The sequence below is a fragment of the Falcatimonas sp. MSJ-15 genome (assembly GCF_018918265.1).
Classification (GTDB): domain Bacteria; phylum Bacillota; class Clostridia; order Lachnospirales; family Lachnospiraceae; genus Falcatimonas.
In genome coordinates, this window is the sequence record NZ_JAHLQC010000023.1 from 19,642 (window position 1) to 37,762 (window position 18,121).

Consider the following 18,121-nt stretch of genomic DNA (forward strand, 5'->3'; position numbering starts at 1 on the left):
CATCATTTTTCTTATCTGTAAACTTTTTATTGCCGTACTGTGTCTGTTTTAATTTTACTGTTTATTCACCGTTATTCTTGCGTTCTCGTCATTATTCTTGCTTTTTCACCCATTGTGTGCTATAATATAAGGGTTAATTACTGTAGTTTCAAAGGAAGAGGTGGAGACATGGCAATCAGCTACAAAAAACTGTGGAAGCTTCTCATAGATAGAGATTTAAAGAAGAAAGACCTGCAGCAAATGTCTGGGGTCAGTGCAGCTTCCATTACAAAATTAGGCAGAAACGAAAATGTAAATACAGAAATTATAGAAAAAATATGCCTGGCACTCAACTGCGATGTGTCAGATATCATGGAAATCACAGACAATACAACGAATTGAGGTGTTTAAATGGAGAATTATACTCCGCATCAGGCACGCTACTTTGCGGAACAGATAAAACTGAAACGTTCCGAATCAACGATTGACGGATTAGCATCCGCTATGTCCGGCGTTAAGGTTGATTTGAATCCGCATCAGGTAGATGCTGCTTTATTTGCTATGAAATCACCGCTCAGCAGCGGTGCACTTCTCGCTGACGAGGTCGGTCTTGGAAAAACCATCGAGGGTGGTCTTGTGCTTGCACAGTATTGGTCAGAGAGAAAGCGTCATATTCTTTTAATTGTTCCGGCTTCCCTTCGTATGCAGTGGAGAGCTGAGTTGAGTGATAAGTTTTATATTGATTCCATCATCATGGAGGCCTCCACGTTCAATAAGGCAAAGAAAGAAGGAAAAGGTAATCCTTTTGATGTTACCGACAAGGTAATTATCTGCTCTTATAATTTTGCAGCTCGGAAGGATGCAGAGCTTCGCAGTGTGCCTTGGGATCTGGTTATTATGGATGAAGCGCACAAACTGCGCAATGTCTATAAACCCAATAACGTGACAGGAAATCGTCTTAAAAATGCCCTTGCCGGAGCAAGAAAAAAGCTCCTGCTCACCGCCACCCCACTGCAGAATAATCTCTTGGAGCTTTATGGCCTTACCAGTTTGATTGATGACCACGTGTTCGGTGATGAAAAAACTTTCCGGGAGATGTATGTTGCAGTAACCAATACGGATGTCCGCAATCGTTCTCTTAGATCAAGACTACAGAACTTTTGCAAGCGGACACTCCGTTCCCAGGTTACCGAGTATGTAAGATACACGAACCGTATTGCTATGCTACAGGAGTACTCTCCATCCAGGGCGGAGGAAGAACTGTACAACGGCATCTCCGCATACTTGCAGACAGAAAAATTATATGCATTGCCGGAAGGTCAGCGCAATCTTATCACAATGGTGTTGCGAAAGCTGCTGGCGTCTTCATCCTTTGCAATCAGTGGGACGCTGGAATCACTTATCACCCGCCTTGAATCAATGTTAGCCGGCTATAAAAGCGAACTTGATCTCGATGATTTTGATACATATGCTGAGTACGATGAAGAGGACGAAGCGGCAGATGAAATTCTCGAAGAGGATCTGAAACGTGACTGTGCAGGAATTGAGGCAGAATTAGAGCTTCTGCGCGGATATGCGGAACTTGCAAAAAGCATCACCAGCAATTCAAAGGGTGATAATCTTCTTACTGCACTGCAGCAGGGTTTTAATAAAACAGCTGAACTCGGTGGTCAGCGAAAGGCTGTAATTTTCACAGAATCCAAAAGAACGCAGAATTACCTGTTTACTCTGCTTTCCAACAACGGCTACAAAGATCAGATCGTATTTTTGAATGGTGTAAACAACGATACCGGGTCAAGGGAAATCTATAACAAATGGAAGGAACGTCATAAATCAGACGGTAAAATCTCCGGTTCAAGAACGGCGGATGTTAAGGCGGCTATCGTTGAGGAGTTTCGTGACAGAGCAAGCATCCTTATTGGTACAGAGGCTGCATCCGAGGGTATCAATCTTCAGTTCTGCAGCATTGTCGTGAATTATGATCTGCCTTGGAATCCACAGCGAATTGAACAGCGAATCGGCCGCTGTCACAGATACGGTCAAAAGAATGATGTTGTTGTAATCAATTTCCTGAACAACAAGAATGCGGCAGACAGGCGTGTATATGAACTCTTAGACCAGAAATTTACGCTCTTTAGCGGTGTTTTTGGTTCTTCGGATGAGGTTCTTGGTTCTGTAGAATCCGGTGTTGATTTTGAAAAGCGAATTGCAGAAATTTATCAAAAGTGTAAGAACCAGGAAGATATTCAACGTGAGTTTGATGAGTTGCAGGAAGAACTCGCAGATCAGATCAATGAAAAGATGGTCGCTGCCAGACAGTCGATTTTGGAAAATTTTGACGAAGAAGTCGCAAACCGTCTTGCTGACTGCCAAAAGGATACAATTGCGAGCCTTGATAAATTCAGCCAGTGGATGTACTACTTCTTCCTTATTCATGGTGCAGAGCGAGTAGAACCTTTGGATGAATGGCGATTCACTTGCAAAAACGATGACGGCACGACTCAGACCTATAATCTCAAATGGAAGGATGCTGAAGCTGAAGGCGATTTGTTCCTGCGAAAAGAGGATTCCTTCTTTCAGCGTTGGTTGGAGGAAGCCATCCAAGTTGATTTGCCTGCGGTCAATATTAAATTTGACCATACAGGTTCTTCCAGAAATATTTCCTTCTTTACATCCCATCCGGGTCTGAAAGGCACTCTCTCCATCGATAAAATGTCCTATGACGGCATTGGAGAAGAAGAACACCTTGTATACACCGTTATCACAGATGATGGCAGTGAATTGGACAACGACCTGGTAAACCGCCTTCTTGAACTTCCTGGAATGATTGACGGCAGCTGTCCTCCGGAGTCAGCACAGTTGATTGCCAAGCGAAAAGAACGGCTTGAAATGCAGCAAACGCAGATTGAAAATGCCAACAGACAGTATTATCTTGATGAATGCGATAAGCTGGATGCCTATTCTGAGGAATTAAAGGACGGTCTGGAACGTGAAATCAAGGAGATGCGAAAAGAAATCACTGCAAAAAAGAAAGAATTCAAAAACAGTACCAATCTTCCATTGGATCAGATGCTTGCTCTGAAGGATGAAATCAATAAGCTGGAGAAAAAGCGTAAAGAAAAACAGCGTGACCTTTACGCACAGCAAGACAAAATAGATGCAGACAATGAACGTTTGCAGGAAGAAATGAAGAAAAAACTCGAAGGTAAAATCGTCACTGAACATATCATGACCATCTCCTTTGAGGTCGTATGACGGAGGTAAATCAATGCAAAGATTAGAACTTACATGGATTGGAAAGGACGAGCAGCCACAGGTTGAGCCTCGTATTCTGCTCCATGATCCATCCAAGGATTATGGCGATCCAAACGCACAAAATATGTTAATTCATGGAGATAATCTCCTTGCCCTAAAAGCACTGGAACAGCAGTTTGCCGGACAGGTAAAGTGTATTTATATCGATCCGCCATACAATACCGGTGCGGCATTTGAGCATTATGATGATAACTTAGAGCATTCCATTTGGTTAAAACTTATGAAGGCACGCCTCGAAATACTACGGACATTATTAGCACCAGAGGGCAGTATCTTTGTGCAGATAGATGATGTCGAATATGCCTATCTTAAGGTAATAATGGACGAGATTTTCGGCAGAAACAATTACATAAACACAATCAGTGTCCTTATGAAGAATATTGCTGGAGCATCTGGAGGTGGAGAAGACAAACGTCTCAAAAAGAACATAGAGTATATCGTAGTATATGCGAAAGATTACAATTTAATAAAGCCATTTACGCCTGTATACTCTTATTCTCCGATTGCTAAACTTGTACAGGAATATCGAGACGAAGGTAAGAGCTGGAAATACACTACTGCGCTTGTGGATGCTGGTGAAAAGATATACGTTGGCTCGACTGTTGATGGCGATGGGAATGAAATCAAAATATACAAACGAGTCAACTACTCTATAAAACCTATATCAGCTTTGATGCGAGAAGAAAAACTCAGCGAATCAGAGGCATATAAAAAATATGCAACTTGTCTGTTCCAAACAGCAATGCCACAAAGCTCTATCCGCCCACGAGTTATGGAGAAGGTTCAGGAAATAGGAATAGAAAGTGATTTATATTCTATTGAATATGTGCCTAAAACAGGGCGAAACAAAGGACAACTGTATGAACAGTTTTACAAAGGTTCATCTTTCAGGTTGTTTGCCTGGTTAAGAGATGTTGCCGAAGAACGCGATGGTGAATTGTACAAGAAAAACTTACAAGGTACTTATTGGGACTTTGTTGGTGAAACGAAAAATCTAACCAAAGAAGGCAGTGTTGAATTTCCCAACGGGAAAAAAGCTGAACGTCTTATTTCTCGCATTCTTACCATGGCTACTGCGCCTGGCGATCTTGTCTTTGATAGCTTTCTCGGTTCAGGTACTACTGCTGCAGTTGCTCACAAAATGGGTCGTAGATACATCGGTATTGAACTCGGAAATCACTGCTATACTCACTGCATCCCACGTCTTAACAGCGTGATTGACGGTACTGATAATGGTGGCATCACAAATGATGTTAACTGGCAAGGTGGCGGCGGTTATAAGTTCTATGAGCTTGCTCCTACTCTTATCGAAAAAGACAAATATGGGAACCCTGTATTTTCCAGTAAATATAACTCTACTATGATTGCTGCTGCCGTAGCAAAGATAAACGGTTTCACTTATGCTCCGAATAAGGAAGTCTATTGGAAACAGGGATATAGCCAGGATAACAGCTTTATCTATGTCACGACACAATACTTGGATTCCAAGATGCTTGACAGCATTGCAGAAGATGTCGATTCATTCGAGAATCTGCTGGTCTGCGCTCCTGCCTTCGATAACGGATTGAACAAGCGCTATGATAATATCAATGTCCGCAAAATTCCGCAGTCCGTTTTGAAAAAATGCGAATTTGGTGTTGATAATTATAATCTGAACATCATTGACCCACCGGAAATCGATGAGGATGAATGGGAGGAGGACGAAGAATGCTAAGAGAGCCTTTCACAGAAAAATTCTATACTTACCATTCCAAGTACATCGAAAATGTCCTTGCTCTTCGTCAGCCGCAGCGAGAAAGCCTTGAGATTTTTGCAAGGCTCTGCGATATTCTGACGTTTTCCAAAGAACCTGATCTCGATGCGGAACTGGAAGCCGTCCACGCTCTTTGCCCTACGCTCAGCAGTTTTGAGAGAGATTTTCCTTCTTTCTGCTTTGCGCTGGCAACCGGTATCGGCAAAACAAGATTGATGGGTGCTTGCATTGCTTACCTGCGTTATGAAAAAGGAATCAAAAACTTTTTCGTTATGGCACCCAATTTGACAATCTACGATAAACTGAAAGCAGACCTTGGCAATACATCAAACCCTAAGTATGTATTCAAAGGTCTCGATCTCTTTGCCAAACCGCCAAGAATCATTGATGGCGATAACTATGCTGATTTTCGACAGGGTACATTTGGTGTAAATGATGTAGTAATCAATGTTTTTAACATCTCTAAGCTGAACGCAGAAAGCAAAGGCAAGAATGGAGAGCCGGCACGTATTAAACGTTTGAATGAGGTGCTTGGAACTTCATATTTTGAATATTTACAGTCGTTGCCGGATCTGTGCATCTTTATGGATGAGAGCCACCACTACCACGCCGATAAGAGTTTTGAGGTCATCAATGACCTGAAACCTATTCTCGGTGTGGAGCTGACTGCTACTCCGCAGATTCAGAAAGGTGCCAAGGCTGTTCCATTCAAAAATGTGGTTTATGAATATAGTCTGGCTCATGCGCTGAAAGATGAACGCTATGTAAAAGTTCCTGCCGTATTCACCCGTAAGGACTTCCGTCCTGAAGAGTATACTCCAGAGCAACTTGACCATGAGAAATTAAATGATGGTCTGCGAATTCACGAAGAAACAAAGAGTCATCTCGAAGTATATGCCCGTAGTAACGACAAGCCTATCGTCAAGCCGTTTGTACTCGTTGTGGCAAGAGACACCGATCACTCTAAAGCACTGATGGAATATATAAAATCCAAGGATTTCTTTAACGGTTATTATGCCGACAAAGTTATGGAAATCAACTCCGATCAGAAAAAATCGGAAAAGGATGAAAATATTCAGCGTCTGCTTGCTCTGGAAAAGCCGGATAACAAAATTGAAATTGTTATCCATGTAAATATGTTGAAAGAAGGATGGGATGTCACTAACCTTTATACGATCATTCCGCTTCGTGCATCTGCATCCGAAACTCTGACAGAGCAGACCATCGGACGAGGGCTACGTCTTCCTTACGGTGAAAGAACTGGCGTAGAAGAGGTGGATCGCCTTTCGATTGTCAGCCATGATAAATATGAGGCAATCATCAACCTTGCCAATGACCCAGAATCTCTGGTACGCAAGGTCTATTATATCAACGATTCAGAAATCGAGCGTAATAACGAACAGCGTGAAACCGTTGAACTTCCATCTGCATATGAAGTCGCTACCACAGATTACAGCTTTACCGAACAACTTTCTTTCATTCTGAAAGAAGAAACTGCCAAATACGGCAATGAGGAAAAGCCGCAGGAAAAAGTGCAGGAAGTTGCAAAATTCGTGGCTCATTATGCATCCAAGTCCGTTATGGATTTAAGCAAGCAGGTTAAAACATTCGATGCGGTACATGATGAAGAATCCCGTAACTTCGTAAAGAAGACAGTTATCAATGAAACAATCCGTCAATTCCCAGAAATGGGATTGAAGGCAGAAGACCTTGAGAGTGTTGTTGAAAAGGCCATCGAAACCTGCGTGCAGGAACTGACCGACAGGGTTATTCCTATCCCACAAACAGTTGTACAGCCTTTTACTGAGGTAAAGCAGGGATTCACAGAATTTACGCTTAACACAAGTAGCATGAACTGGCATCCTTCCGATGATACGCTGCTCGGAACAGAATTGCAGGAAGGTGGTAAAACCTTTGAAATGGAATCTGACCGTTCTGCAATGGCAAAGGTCGATACTGCTGAGAATGAAATTGTCCGTCACATTATTGTCCACGACAATGTAGATTATTCATCTTGTGCTGACCTGATTTATTCTCTGGTCAATGAGGCTAAGCAGCACTTCCTGTCTTATCTCACAGATGAAGAAGCCGAGAAAGTTATGCGTGACCGTCAGAAGACCATCGCTGACATTATTTACAATCAGATGAACGAGCATTTCTATCATGAGGAAATCAATTTCCGAGCATCAAAAATGCGTCCATTTTCACGCATTGAGACCGGCTTTGGCGGCAAGTTCAAGTCTGATGAGATATACGATTTGAGAGCAAATATACCTGCTGGTGAAGTTCGTAGTAAGGTGTTCAATGGCTTTACCAAGGCGTGCCACACCTTATATAAATTCGACAGTGGAACCGAACGTGATTTTGCTATTGTACTCGAAAATGATAAATCCGTACTGAAATGGATGAGACCTTCTGCAAAGCAGTTCGACATCTACTACGGTCCAGGCGGCATTAACCGATATGAGCCGGACTTTATTGTTGAGACGGCAGATATGATTTATATGGTTGAAACCAAAGCAAGCAACGAACTAACCAGCGAACCTGTCATTCAGAAAGCCAAGGCCGCCAAGGTGTTCTGCCAGGCTGTCACTGACTGGAATGCTGAAAACGGCGGCAAGTCGTGGCAGTATGTGCTTCTCTCTCACGATGAGGTACGTATCAATTCCAGCTTTGGCTATCTGGTCAAAAATCGCGTTGAGTATAAGCAGATGGAGATTGCTACAGACTAAATATCCAGTACGATGGCAATATTTATAAAATCCACGAACGCTTTTTAGTTCGTGGATTTTATTGTATGTTCGTAAATTGTATGCACCAGCAGAAAGTGCGAATGCCTGTTTTATGGCATAAAAATAAGGCTTCATGCCTCTTCCACACAATTGCAAGAGTCAAAAAGCCTTATTCTATGCGGTTTTTCGTAGATTTCTTTGTATCAAAATTGGTCTTGTTATTTCTAATACATTGCCGCCTCTGAAACCAAACTGGACAAGTGCCGAGTTCATGCACATGGCAATCTCCGGTGAAGTATAAAAGGCATTGTTTACTGTTGCCCTAGCTGCAGCATACTCTTCATCCGATAACATCTCTTTGAGTTCTTTGTACTCTTTGCTCCAGCCTGCGTTTTCCTCGTCAAATGCCTGTGACAGTCCGCCCCATCCGACAAACTTCGACAAGGTTTTCTGTTCCTCCGGTGTTGCAAGCCTGTTTTCTGATTCAATCTGCTTTAAAGTACGAATTGCATCCATATTCCACTGATATCTGGTCTTGGCACCGCCTTTTTCCATTTCCCAGAGATTGTAATGGAAGTTGTGCTTCGTCTGCCCGGCAACATTCTTCTCATTTTCAAGACTTTCTACTTGCTGTACTGGTTCCTGCTTTGGTGTAAAATCTACAGTTTCCTGTGATTCTGTATCAGCCTGAATATCATCCACAGATACTGATACCACATCATCTGAAACTACATGTCCATTCTCATCAATCTTGGTTTCCCATCCATTCGCTATTGCTCTTTCCCTGGTTTCAAGACGATTAGCTTTTACACTATCCTCGATGTCAAAGAATCTCTTATAGACCGGATTCATCTTATCCCTGTCAGCCTTCTGCTTTATCTCTTGATAATACTTTTTCTGGTCTTCTCCGCAGTAAAATGGCTGTTTTACCATATAGGATAAAATCTCATATAACTCACGCCAGTCGAGAGCACCTTCCTTACGCACACCATTCCTGTTCTTATAGCTGATCTTCACATATCCACTTCTGATTGAGTACTCCACAAGACCATACTTATTGTTGGAATATGCCTTTCTTTCTGCATTATCTGTCCCTAATGCAATATCCCTGATAAGGTCAAGTTTATTGGGCATAAATGCAAAATCAGACTGCACCACATCCATAAGGAATGCCCTAAACGGAGTGTAGCAGCTGCAATCTGTTACAAGAATCTCCGCCGCATCACGCAGGTCTTCATCAAGCTCTGCAATACGCTTGGCATAATCAATCGGTGTAATATACTGAAGCTCTGATGGATCTTTTTCAGTTGTTTCAGCTTCTATCTCTGCACCATATTCTGCCTGTGTTACCATGCGGTCTTCATCGGCAGTTTCCTGTGGTGTCATGCCTTTTGCACTTACATAATCTCTGTTAGAAGCATAGCTCTCCGGCTCATCCGGTATTGCATAATCATCAATCTCTGATTCTGCCTCCTCCGGTTCCACTTCCCGGTATTCGGCATCAATGACCTCATCATCCTCACGGAGTCCGTCCATCGCAAGCTCATCAATACGAGGTGTCTCAGGCTGGTATTCCCCTGTAAGAATAAGGACACCAAGCTCTTTTTCGATATCTTTCCACGAAACATATCCTTCAACCTCTCCATCCTCATCTCGCCACTGAAAACGCAGTCCATTCCCATGAAATGTGTCATATCCGTGCAGTCCCAGTCCGTCAACCGGCCAGCCTGCACCTCCCTGACCATATTCTGCTTTGATACGCTTTGCCCTGGTTCCTGCATCAATCTCAGTTTCAAAAATCTTGCATACCCTGCCCTTGCCACCGATAAAACCTGTACCTCTCATAAGCACCTGTTTGATATACTCACTTGGTACTGTTGCAGACTTTTTGGGATTCAGGTAATTGTATTTACCTGCTAATGCAGCTTTTCTGTCCTGCTCGAACTGACGCATAAACTGATTATTGTTTTCGTCCTCAGTATGAATAGTGCCAATGCTTGCCTGCCCATTCTGGTCGAAAAAAAAGGAAGCCTGTGTATATTCGGCTTCCTTACTAACACCCAATGAATTGATTTCATCAAGTTCCCTATTCAGTTCTGTATCATCTGATTCTAGTGGAATCGCATCACTATCTGATTCAGTACCACTTCCTCTGCCTGCATCTTCGCCTGCTCTCTTATCTTCCACATCTCCATTGTCGATGACGGATTCTGTGGCTTGTGCTTCGCCAGATACTGCATCTCCAGCTGGTCGTACAGCTGGTTCGCTTCCTCCTCTACCGCTGACATCTTCTCGTACATCTTCCCGAATCTCATCAGCGTCTTGTATCTTGCCGGCTCGTTCTCCTTTAGATAGTTCATCGCCATCCTTCCGTATTTGCCCAGCTTCGTGAGATCCTCCGTCTCGTCCGGCATCTCTATCTGCGGATAAAGCAGTCCGTCCACTTCCTTGTAAGTCATTTCTTCTAACATATCCAATTCTCCTTTCGCTCTCGATTGCCTTTAAGTTACGACTAAATTCTCTAAGAACACTACAGGAGACATCGCATACAATGGAACCAAGACGGTAAATGATCTCTTCGTCTTTGATATTTACGATCTGACTAAAATCCTGTTCTTGCACAGATAAGTCAAATCCGCATCTCGTCCCTACAGCATACATGACACTTGCATATACAAGCTGCTCCATGTCCATTTCCTGCTGTAAGCCATTGCGTTTCTTACTTTCTTCCTTTATCACACTACCTGATAGCTGCATAAGTTCGGTCATTCGGTCTCCGAACTCTTCTTTTATTATAAGCCAAACATCTGTTCCTGTAAACTGTTTTAATATATTTTTTAGAGACTCCCTGTCGCTGTTATCGTACTGCTCAATCTGACCTTCTGACACAAGAAAATCCACATAATCCTTAAGATTTTCTCCCTCAAGGTCCCATGTCAGCTTAACATTCTTCCCTCCGGTATCACTGATATCAAAGATATATCTCATACGGGGATTCAGTGCCCTTGACGGGAAAATGGCACAGCCTTTCGCACCACGCTTTACATATCTTCCCACCTTTTTCCAGGTATCATAATCTGCCATAAGTGTGCTTCTCTCCGGAGATCTCTGAGCTGTTACCATAACGATATTGTCAAATTCATAGCGGTACAACTGACCTGCAACCTTTAAAACATCTTTCCAGTTCTTATCTGTTCTGGTGATGTTACCAATTTCAGAATCGTATATCGCTTTGACCTTCATATCAACGCCCATACCTTTGTCCTCCTCTACTTAAACATCTCTGCAAACAATCCCTTAAAGAGCTTTAACTCATCCTTATCCAGCTCGATTGCAAATTCATTGTCGATTGCCTGTTTTTCGCATTTATCCTTTTCCTTTGCAATCTTACGCACCACACGAAGAAGCACATAGCACTCCTTGGACTTTGCAATGCTCTGTTTAAAGGTCAGCTCATCCTCATCGACTGACTTCTGTGTCTGATAGATAATCTCTTTTAACTTATCATTGATACCATCTACTTCCTCAAGGGAAATAATAACGGATGCCTTAGAAGCACCCGATCTGTCCCACTCCTTATGAAGTTCCTTTACTAAAAACTCCATGTTCTTAATTACTGTTGTTGAATCACTTTTCATCTTGCTCTTCCTCCGTTTTCTTTTAATGAAGAAGGGAGCTGACTTTCGCTGATAGGTGCAAAATCAACTCCCTTCATGTCCTCTGCTCCAAGGACTATCTGCTCTGCATAATACATATCCATTGCCTTATTGATGGCATCGTCAAGCGACTCTGCCTTTACTTTCTGTACTCGTGAAAGCACTTCTTTTATCTCAACATCAAATTCCTGTTCCATATGATATCGCCTCCTGTAAAAATCTCATCACCGGCTCTTTTCTTCCTTTACCTGTCTTTCCTTAAAGCCTTCATCGTACTTTCCATCTTCCAGCCTGTCGTAAAAACAGTCCTCTTCAATCGTTCCAAAATCCTCATACATCTGGTGAAGGAAGTCATTCTGCAGCTTCTTTGGTACATCATCATCCTTTGACATATCCTGATAAAAATAGAACTTCTGCTTTAGCTTTGCCCTGTAATCATAGATATCCTCTATCTTTTCCGGTGTGCCATACTCCCTCTTGTATGCCTTGAAATTTGTAGTTGAAAGTGTGGAACCTAGATAAATGCCATGCTCCCACGATACCCCGATTGTGGTATTGTCCTTTGTAGGCTTCTCATCCTTCGGATAACGCTTATACTCTGTCGCACCAAGGGCGATTGTAAGGGAACCTGACTTCATATCCATCACCACAAGATTCCTTGGTGATAATGCTTCAAGCACCATGTAATCATGGTCATTGAAGTTATGAAATGTCTGTCCCCTTTCAAATGAGCGGTTCTCCATTTCATAATGCAGGTTAAAATCATCCACCCAGCCCTTATCGGTCATTCCAATCTCCTTAAGCTTTGCAACACATTCAGAAGAACTGGCTTCTTTATCAAACCGGAATTCTTTGGAATCGTTATAAAATCCCTGAAGAAAATGTCCGAGCTGAATATCATCCAGACAGAATCTCGCAGATACAGTTACATTTGCTGCCCTGTAATACTCTGTGAAGTTATCTGCTTCACCAAGTGTCCTTCCAAGCTGCAACAAATTTTCTGCAAGCTCTGACATATCATCAATTGCTATAAAACTCTTATAATCATCCAGAGTCATCAGCATATTTGTCTCTGTTCCCCTGTCGTTTTCTGTTACCAGTATCATATCTTTTAAATCCATTCTTACCTCCAGTCTCAGAGAGGGACTATGCCCTCTCTGCAAATTTCCTGTTATGGTCTTCCTATCACAACAATCTTTCCTGTGCTTGCCACATCCCTGTAGACCACACCAAGACTTTCATTAAGTGCCTCTACCACCTTGCCATTTCCGACATATACTGCCACATGGCTGATGTTCTTATATCTTCCATTGCTTGTAAAACTGTAAAAGATAAGGTCTCCCGGCTGTAACTCATCAAAGGAGACAGTCTTTCCGGCTTCATCAAGTCCCTGTGCCTCCGCTGCCGCTGTGGTTGCACCGCCATAACTAATATCCACGCCTGCATCTTTCCATGAATAATAGGCTAAGGAACTGCAGTCATAATAGTTACCGCTGTCTCTTAAATCCTGACTATAAGGAAAACCAACTCTGTGTAGTGCATAGGAGCAGACTGTTTTCTGCCTGCTGTCTGTAATTTCGTTTAGGATGGCATTGATTTCATCCTCAGTCATGGAGCTTACTCCCGGACTGCCGCCTCCACCTCCACTTCCGCTTCCGGCATATCCAAGCTGTCCCATAAACTCAGGACTCATGATCTGCTCAAGCATTTCCACCTGATCAGAATTAAATCCATAGACCGAAATCATATCCCTGTACGATTTTAGTGTGACATTCACATACAGAACCGACTTCGTGACAGTAGTTACATTACCGTCTGCATCTGTTTCTTCCACATCTTTTGTTCCTGTGCTTGTGGTGTATGAACACATATCATTTACAACTGCCTGCAGCCAGCCTTTTGAAGTATCATTCATGACTGTTGCAGTATCTCCGACACCATGCTTGACCATATAGACAGCCATGATGTCATAGTAATTGCTTGGGTTTTCTTCCATACCTTCATAGTCCACATATACAAGCTCTCCAAGGTCATATCCGGTATGCTCATTCACTTTCGTATTCACATCCCGGTTAAATTCCTGCACATAAGCACTCGTTACTGTCTGCACGGTATCTCCTGATTCAAGTGGTGGCAGAAATAAAGCAAATGGAGAATTGTAAAGGATTGCTATCGCCGCAATAACCGGAACCGCAATCATGGCAACTACAAGAACAAGTAACAACAGCACCAGTCCGATAATCGGTGCAGCTGCCTTTACCCAGGTAATCGCTTTTCGCACAATCAGATCCTTTACCAGCTTTGCCACGCTGTCTGTCTGATTCTCCTGTGCTTTCATCTTATCCAGAAAGAATTTTATCTTCCTGCTCCGGTTGGTCATCTTTTCATCCTTGACCTCTATGGACACACCTGCTGCATATCCAGCTGCTATGCCAATTGCAGTACCAACTCCCGGTGCAACCGCTGTTCCTGCCGCTGTAGCAGCTGTCTTTGAAGCAGTTTTCGCTGCAACCTTGGCAGTAGTCTTGGCTGTTTCTTTTGCCGTCTCTTTAGCTACAGTCTTGGCTGTATCTTTGGCAGCTTTCTTTGCTGTCTTTTTTGCCAGCTTCTTTCCTGCCTCTACCTTCTTGATACGCTTCTTTGCCTCGGCTGCCGCCTTTTTCCTGAAAAGTGCAGCACCCTTAGAAGCAGTTCCGGTAACAGGGCGGCTTGCTTCATATGCAAGATATGCTGCCTGCGATACCTCATGCCCACCTTCTACCTGCTCTGTTACTGCCCCGGCTGCAAGTGCTCCTGTTCTTCCTGCTATGTGAAGATTCGTGTTCTTGGTCTTGATGGAAGTGTTAGATTCTCTATAGTTTCGCTTAAATCTTGATAATCCTTTATTCTTCGACTCTGACTGATGAATGGTACTCTTGCGATATGACTTCTTTCTATCCGTATTAGTTACCTTTGCACCAGCTGTCTTAGGACCTCTCTCTACTGTATAGATGTTACTCCCCTTAATCTTGGCTCCCTTCGGTTCGTGGGCATGAATCTTGGCTTTCTCCTTGGTGTGAATGACCATCGGTTTGTCATCAACCTTTCTAATTTTCAATTTTCTCACCTCCTACTTTGAAAAATAAAATAAGCCGCTAGGGAGCAAAAATTACTCCTTAACGGCTATGTAAAATCATTCAATATTCAATTATTAAAAGCAACATGAAACTGAAATTTCGGGTACATCTACAAATTATAACTCTTTGATTTCTCCATTTTCAAAATAGTAAATATTCTCTCTTTTATATCCATATTTTGAACCTTGAACACTTATATGTGGCTCAAAAGTAAAATAATGAACCTCGCCAAGGCAAATTTGATTGCCCTTTTCTATATAGATTCTATCATTTTTCTGCCGAACAATTGAATGCCCCAAGTTTCCCATGAAATCAAGATTTATATACCCTTTTTCTTCTATGATACCATTTATATGATAATATAGCTCCTCGAAGGTAGTTTCCGGTGCAACAAATTTGCACATCTCCTCATGCAAATATTCTTCCATCAACAATCCTTTTTTCCATTCATCATTAGTCACATTATCAGTTTCGACAACCTTTCCATTTTCAATAATAATGGTTCTTGCATAATCGCCCCATGTATCCTCATTTTGTGGACTCAAGTCGATTGTAATAATGTCATTTTCTGCAATAACTCTTTCACTTGTAGTATATTCTTTCCCTGAAACGGATAATGTGGTTTCATCCCCAGCAAAAACAAAAGCCCCCACATCCCAATACCAAAAAGAATCAGCTCCCAATTCCATCATTTTTGTTTCACACAAATGTCTTACCTCAAGCAATGTCATGCCGGGCTGTATATTATCTTTAATGAACTCGATTGTCTTTTTCGCTATATTCTGTACCTCGGTATATTGCATAACACCCTCCACAAAATTCAAATTTTCTTTTCCCTAATAATTACAAATATTCCTTGGAAATTGCTTCCACACCATACATTTCCATAAATGCATCCAGGTCCGCTGCATCCCCAATCAACATATTCTCGTCAAAGTGTACGATAAGCATATCTTAAAATCCAGCCACATGTTCTCCGGTACAAATGATACATTTTAGAACTGCTTCCTTATTTATTTTTCATATCGAATCTTATATGCTTTCTTCTTAAAAATAGGGAATATCTAATTTATTATCATCAAGGTCGGACATTCATCCGACCTCTTGATTATACTATAGATTCTATAAAAATTCATCTGTTATCACTGCAGCATTGCTTCTTTTTTCTTCTGTTCCGCAATCTTCTCATGAATGTTGGTATTATACAGCCTGTACAAATCCGTATCCTTGCTGATCTGATTATCAAAGGGAATTACTACCGAACCACACTTAATAAGTCCCATTCCAGAGGCGGTATTAGTTACGAACCGAAGCTGTGCCTCTGATACCCCGATAACCTCCGCCATCTTTGAACTATCTGTATTTGCCTGCTTCAAGAGTGCCACAAACTCAGAGTTTGCAAGCATTGTGGTTGCTGTGTAATTCTGCAACAGATCGACAACATTCTGCGTGATACCGGTACAAAGACCTCCCTGCTTTCTTACCTTCTTCCAGAGCTGCTGCAAGTATTTTGCAGAATACTCGGAATTAAGCAGAACATGGAACTCATCAATATAGAGCCATGTTGCCTTGCCTCTCTTGCCATTCTCAACAATCCTGTTCTGAATGGATTCCATCATAACAAGCATTGTGATAGGACTAAGTTCTGTACCCAAGTCCCTGATGCCATATACTGTAAATCTGTTATCCACATCCACATTTGTCTGGTGATTGAAGATGTTAAGCGAACCATTTACGAAAAGCTCTAGTGACAGTGCAATGTCCTTTGCCTCGTCCTCCGGCTGCGCCATAAGGATATCGTAAAAGTCACTCATTACAGGGATATACTTCTCTTTGCTTCTTGCAATGTCGATATACAGCTTTCTCACGCAGCGGTCAATGATTGACTTCTGTCTTGAATTTAAGCTGTCTCCGATACACTGCTCACAAAGACCAAGCATAAACTCGCCTTTTTCTCTTACCATTCCCTTGGAATCATTCGGATCAAGGCTCCATACATCCATCTCCAGCGGATTCACATAGTTATCCGTGTAAGTGGACATATTTACCACTGTTCCACCATAAGTCTCAGCAATATCAAAGTATTCGTTCATTGGATCTATGACGATTATCTCATCATCTCCCGACAAGAATACGCTGCCCATTTCCATCTTACAGAAGAAGGATTTACCGGAACCCGGCACTCCGAAAACGAAGCCATTTCCGTTTATCAGCTTCTTTCTGTTACCGATATTCACATTCTTGCTGATCTGATTGATACCATAATAGTTGCCTGTGCTGTCATTAAGCTCCTGCACATTGAATGGCATAAGTACCGCAAGTGACTGAGTAAGAAGGGTACGCATTGTCTCCACCTGTCTTACACCAATCGGAAGTGCTGTGTTGAGAGCTTCCCTCTGCTTTAAGTAGTGTGTATCAATCGTACAGCTGTTACGCTTTCCGATAGTCTCCACTGTCTCACAGACGCTATCAAGCTCTTTTTTGCTCTCTGCCATAAGAATAATAGTAACTCCCACGAAGAAAAGGCACTGGTCATTCTCACGAACATCATCCATGATTTCCTCAATCTCCTTTTTCTCCGTTCTCTTGGCATATGAAATTTCCGTAGAAAAGTCGTTATTCTTATTACGGACTCTCTGCTGCTTAATGATATCCGACTCAATACCAAGGTATTTCTTCTGAAGCACCTTTGTAGTCAAATCCTTAGGAACAGGCACCACATCAATGCTCGTGATGGAATGAACCGGAAGGGAAGTAATCTCATTGATAAATCTGTCTGACAAACTGCTCGGATACTTTTTGATAAAAAGTGCCTTGCAGAATTTACTCTCATCCTCAAAATGGTCCGGGAAATATTTCACCATCCCATTGCACAGATCATTTCTAAAATCTGCTCCGACCTTCTTTGCCTTTTTGATATCAAAATCAAAGCTGCCCTCATCTCCAAGATGATAATAATCATAGAGCACTTTCAGTCTCTCATTGCCATTAAGCGGAACAATCTCTGCCCCAAGCTCAATGAAAGCCTTGTGTATCGTTGCCTCAAGGGTAGCAAACTGTGCCTTTGCCTCCTCGAAGTTCTTTCTCTCAATCGTGATTGTCAGGTATCTCTCCTGCTCAATCCCCTGTCTGCCCTCAATAATCTTCTCCTCAATGATGTCATTGTAGATTCTTCTATAATTATTGAAGCCATCGTTTTTCTCAGCAATCAGAACCTTGTCACGGAGTTCATCCATGTTTTTGTTCTTATTGTTGATCGTAATCTTATAATTACAGTCCAGCGAATTTAGGAACTTGCAATACCTCTCGAAAATACCGATCTGCTCATCCTCCGTTGCTGTCGTGTAATTGATGTCCTGAAAGCGGTAGCATTTGGAATACTTATTTTTGCTCACTTCAAAAATGCCGTTTTCAGCCACCGCCATAATCTCTATGGTTTCCTGAATGGATTTAGGTGTCTTATACAAAGGCTCACTCGCCTTCTTTAATAACTTAAATCCGTCTGTAAATAAACCCATGTCTCTAACCTCGCTTTCTTATAATGAAAGCCCGCCGGGAACTTCACCCTGC

The 18,121-nt window shown here is 42.2% G+C and carries 12 protein-coding genes; 4 read left to right on the forward strand and 8 right to left on the reverse strand.

All coding sequences use genetic code 11. From position 1 onward, the window contains the following. The first annotated feature begins 168 nt into the window (after positions 1 to 168). Genes KQI85_RS14700 through KQI85_RS14715 form a run of 4 tightly spaced genes read left to right on the forward strand, consistent with a single transcriptional unit; the run spans position 169 to position 7,779 of the window. Complete coding sequence (locus tag KQI85_RS14700; protein WP_216576821.1) at positions 169 to 381, forward strand: helix-turn-helix transcriptional regulator; 213 nt, start codon at positions 169 to 171, stop codon at positions 379 to 381. A gap of 9 nt (positions 382 to 390) precedes the next feature. Further along, complete coding sequence (locus KQI85_RS14705) at positions 391 to 3,234, forward strand: SNF2-related protein (RefSeq protein WP_216576822.1); 2,844 nt, start codon at positions 391 to 393, stop codon at positions 3,232 to 3,234. A 13-nt stretch (positions 3,235 to 3,247) separates the two neighbouring features. Beyond that, a complete protein-coding gene (locus KQI85_RS14710; protein ID WP_216576823.1) occupies positions 3,248 to 5,008 on the forward strand; it encodes a site-specific DNA-methyltransferase in 1,761 nt (586 codons plus the stop codon). Beyond that, the gene (locus KQI85_RS14715; protein WP_216576824.1) at positions 5,002 to 7,779 is read left to right on the forward strand and encodes a DEAD/DEAH box helicase family protein; all 2,778 of its coding nucleotides are present in this window, start codon (positions 5,002 to 5,004) and stop codon (positions 7,777 to 7,779) included. Before KQI85_RS14710 ends, KQI85_RS14715 begins: the two co-directional genes overlap by 7 nt. A gap of 174 nt (positions 7,780 to 7,953) precedes the next feature. Here the strand turns inward: KQI85_RS14715 and KQI85_RS14720 are convergent, their stop codons facing one another. From KQI85_RS14720 to KQI85_RS14755, 8 genes are all read right to left on the reverse strand, one after another. Continuing rightward, positions 7,954 to 9,966, reverse strand: coding sequence for a hypothetical protein (locus tag KQI85_RS14720; RefSeq protein WP_216576825.1), 2,013 nt, complete (start codon positions 9,964 to 9,966; stop codon positions 7,954 to 7,956). Then, positions 9,891 to 10,250, reverse strand: a complete 360-nt coding sequence (locus KQI85_RS14725) for a TnpV protein (protein WP_106492170.1) — start codon at positions 10,248 to 10,250, stop codon at positions 9,891 to 9,893. Before KQI85_RS14725 ends, KQI85_RS14720 begins: the two co-directional genes overlap by 76 nt. A gap of 798 nt (positions 10,251 to 11,048) precedes the next feature. Then, entirely contained in the window at positions 11,049 to 11,417 is a 369-nt protein-coding gene (locus KQI85_RS14730) for a hypothetical protein (protein WP_106492169.1), read from the reverse strand. After that, positions 11,414 to 11,632, reverse strand: a complete 219-nt coding sequence (locus KQI85_RS14735; RefSeq protein WP_015567852.1) for a DpnD/PcfM family protein — start codon at positions 11,630 to 11,632, stop codon at positions 11,414 to 11,416. The genes KQI85_RS14730 and KQI85_RS14735 overlap by 4 nt, the downstream gene beginning before the upstream one ends. 27 nt (positions 11,633 to 11,659) lie before the next feature. Beyond that, positions 11,660 to 12,556 carry a hypothetical protein gene (locus KQI85_RS14740; protein WP_117568848.1) on the reverse strand — a complete coding sequence of 299 codons (897 nt, stop codon included), beginning with the start codon at positions 12,554 to 12,556 and terminating at the stop codon, positions 11,660 to 11,662. A gap of 50 nt (positions 12,557 to 12,606) precedes the next feature. Beyond that, the gene (locus KQI85_RS14745) at positions 12,607 to 14,541 is read right to left on the reverse strand and encodes a C40 family peptidase (RefSeq protein ID WP_371820672.1); all 1,935 of its coding nucleotides are present in this window, start codon (positions 14,539 to 14,541) and stop codon (positions 12,607 to 12,609) included. A 126-nt stretch (positions 14,542 to 14,667) separates the two neighbouring features. Next, positions 14,668 to 15,366: a M24 family metallopeptidase gene (locus tag KQI85_RS14750; RefSeq protein ID WP_243008690.1), complete on the reverse strand. Its 699-nt coding sequence runs from the start codon at positions 15,364 to 15,366 to the stop codon at positions 14,668 to 14,670. 327 nt (positions 15,367 to 15,693) lie between these two features. Further along, the gene (locus KQI85_RS14755; protein WP_055062574.1) at positions 15,694 to 18,069 is read right to left on the reverse strand and encodes a VirB4-like conjugal transfer ATPase, CD1110 family; all 2,376 of its coding nucleotides are present in this window, start codon (positions 18,067 to 18,069) and stop codon (positions 15,694 to 15,696) included. Positions 18,070 to 18,121 lie beyond the last annotated feature (52 nt).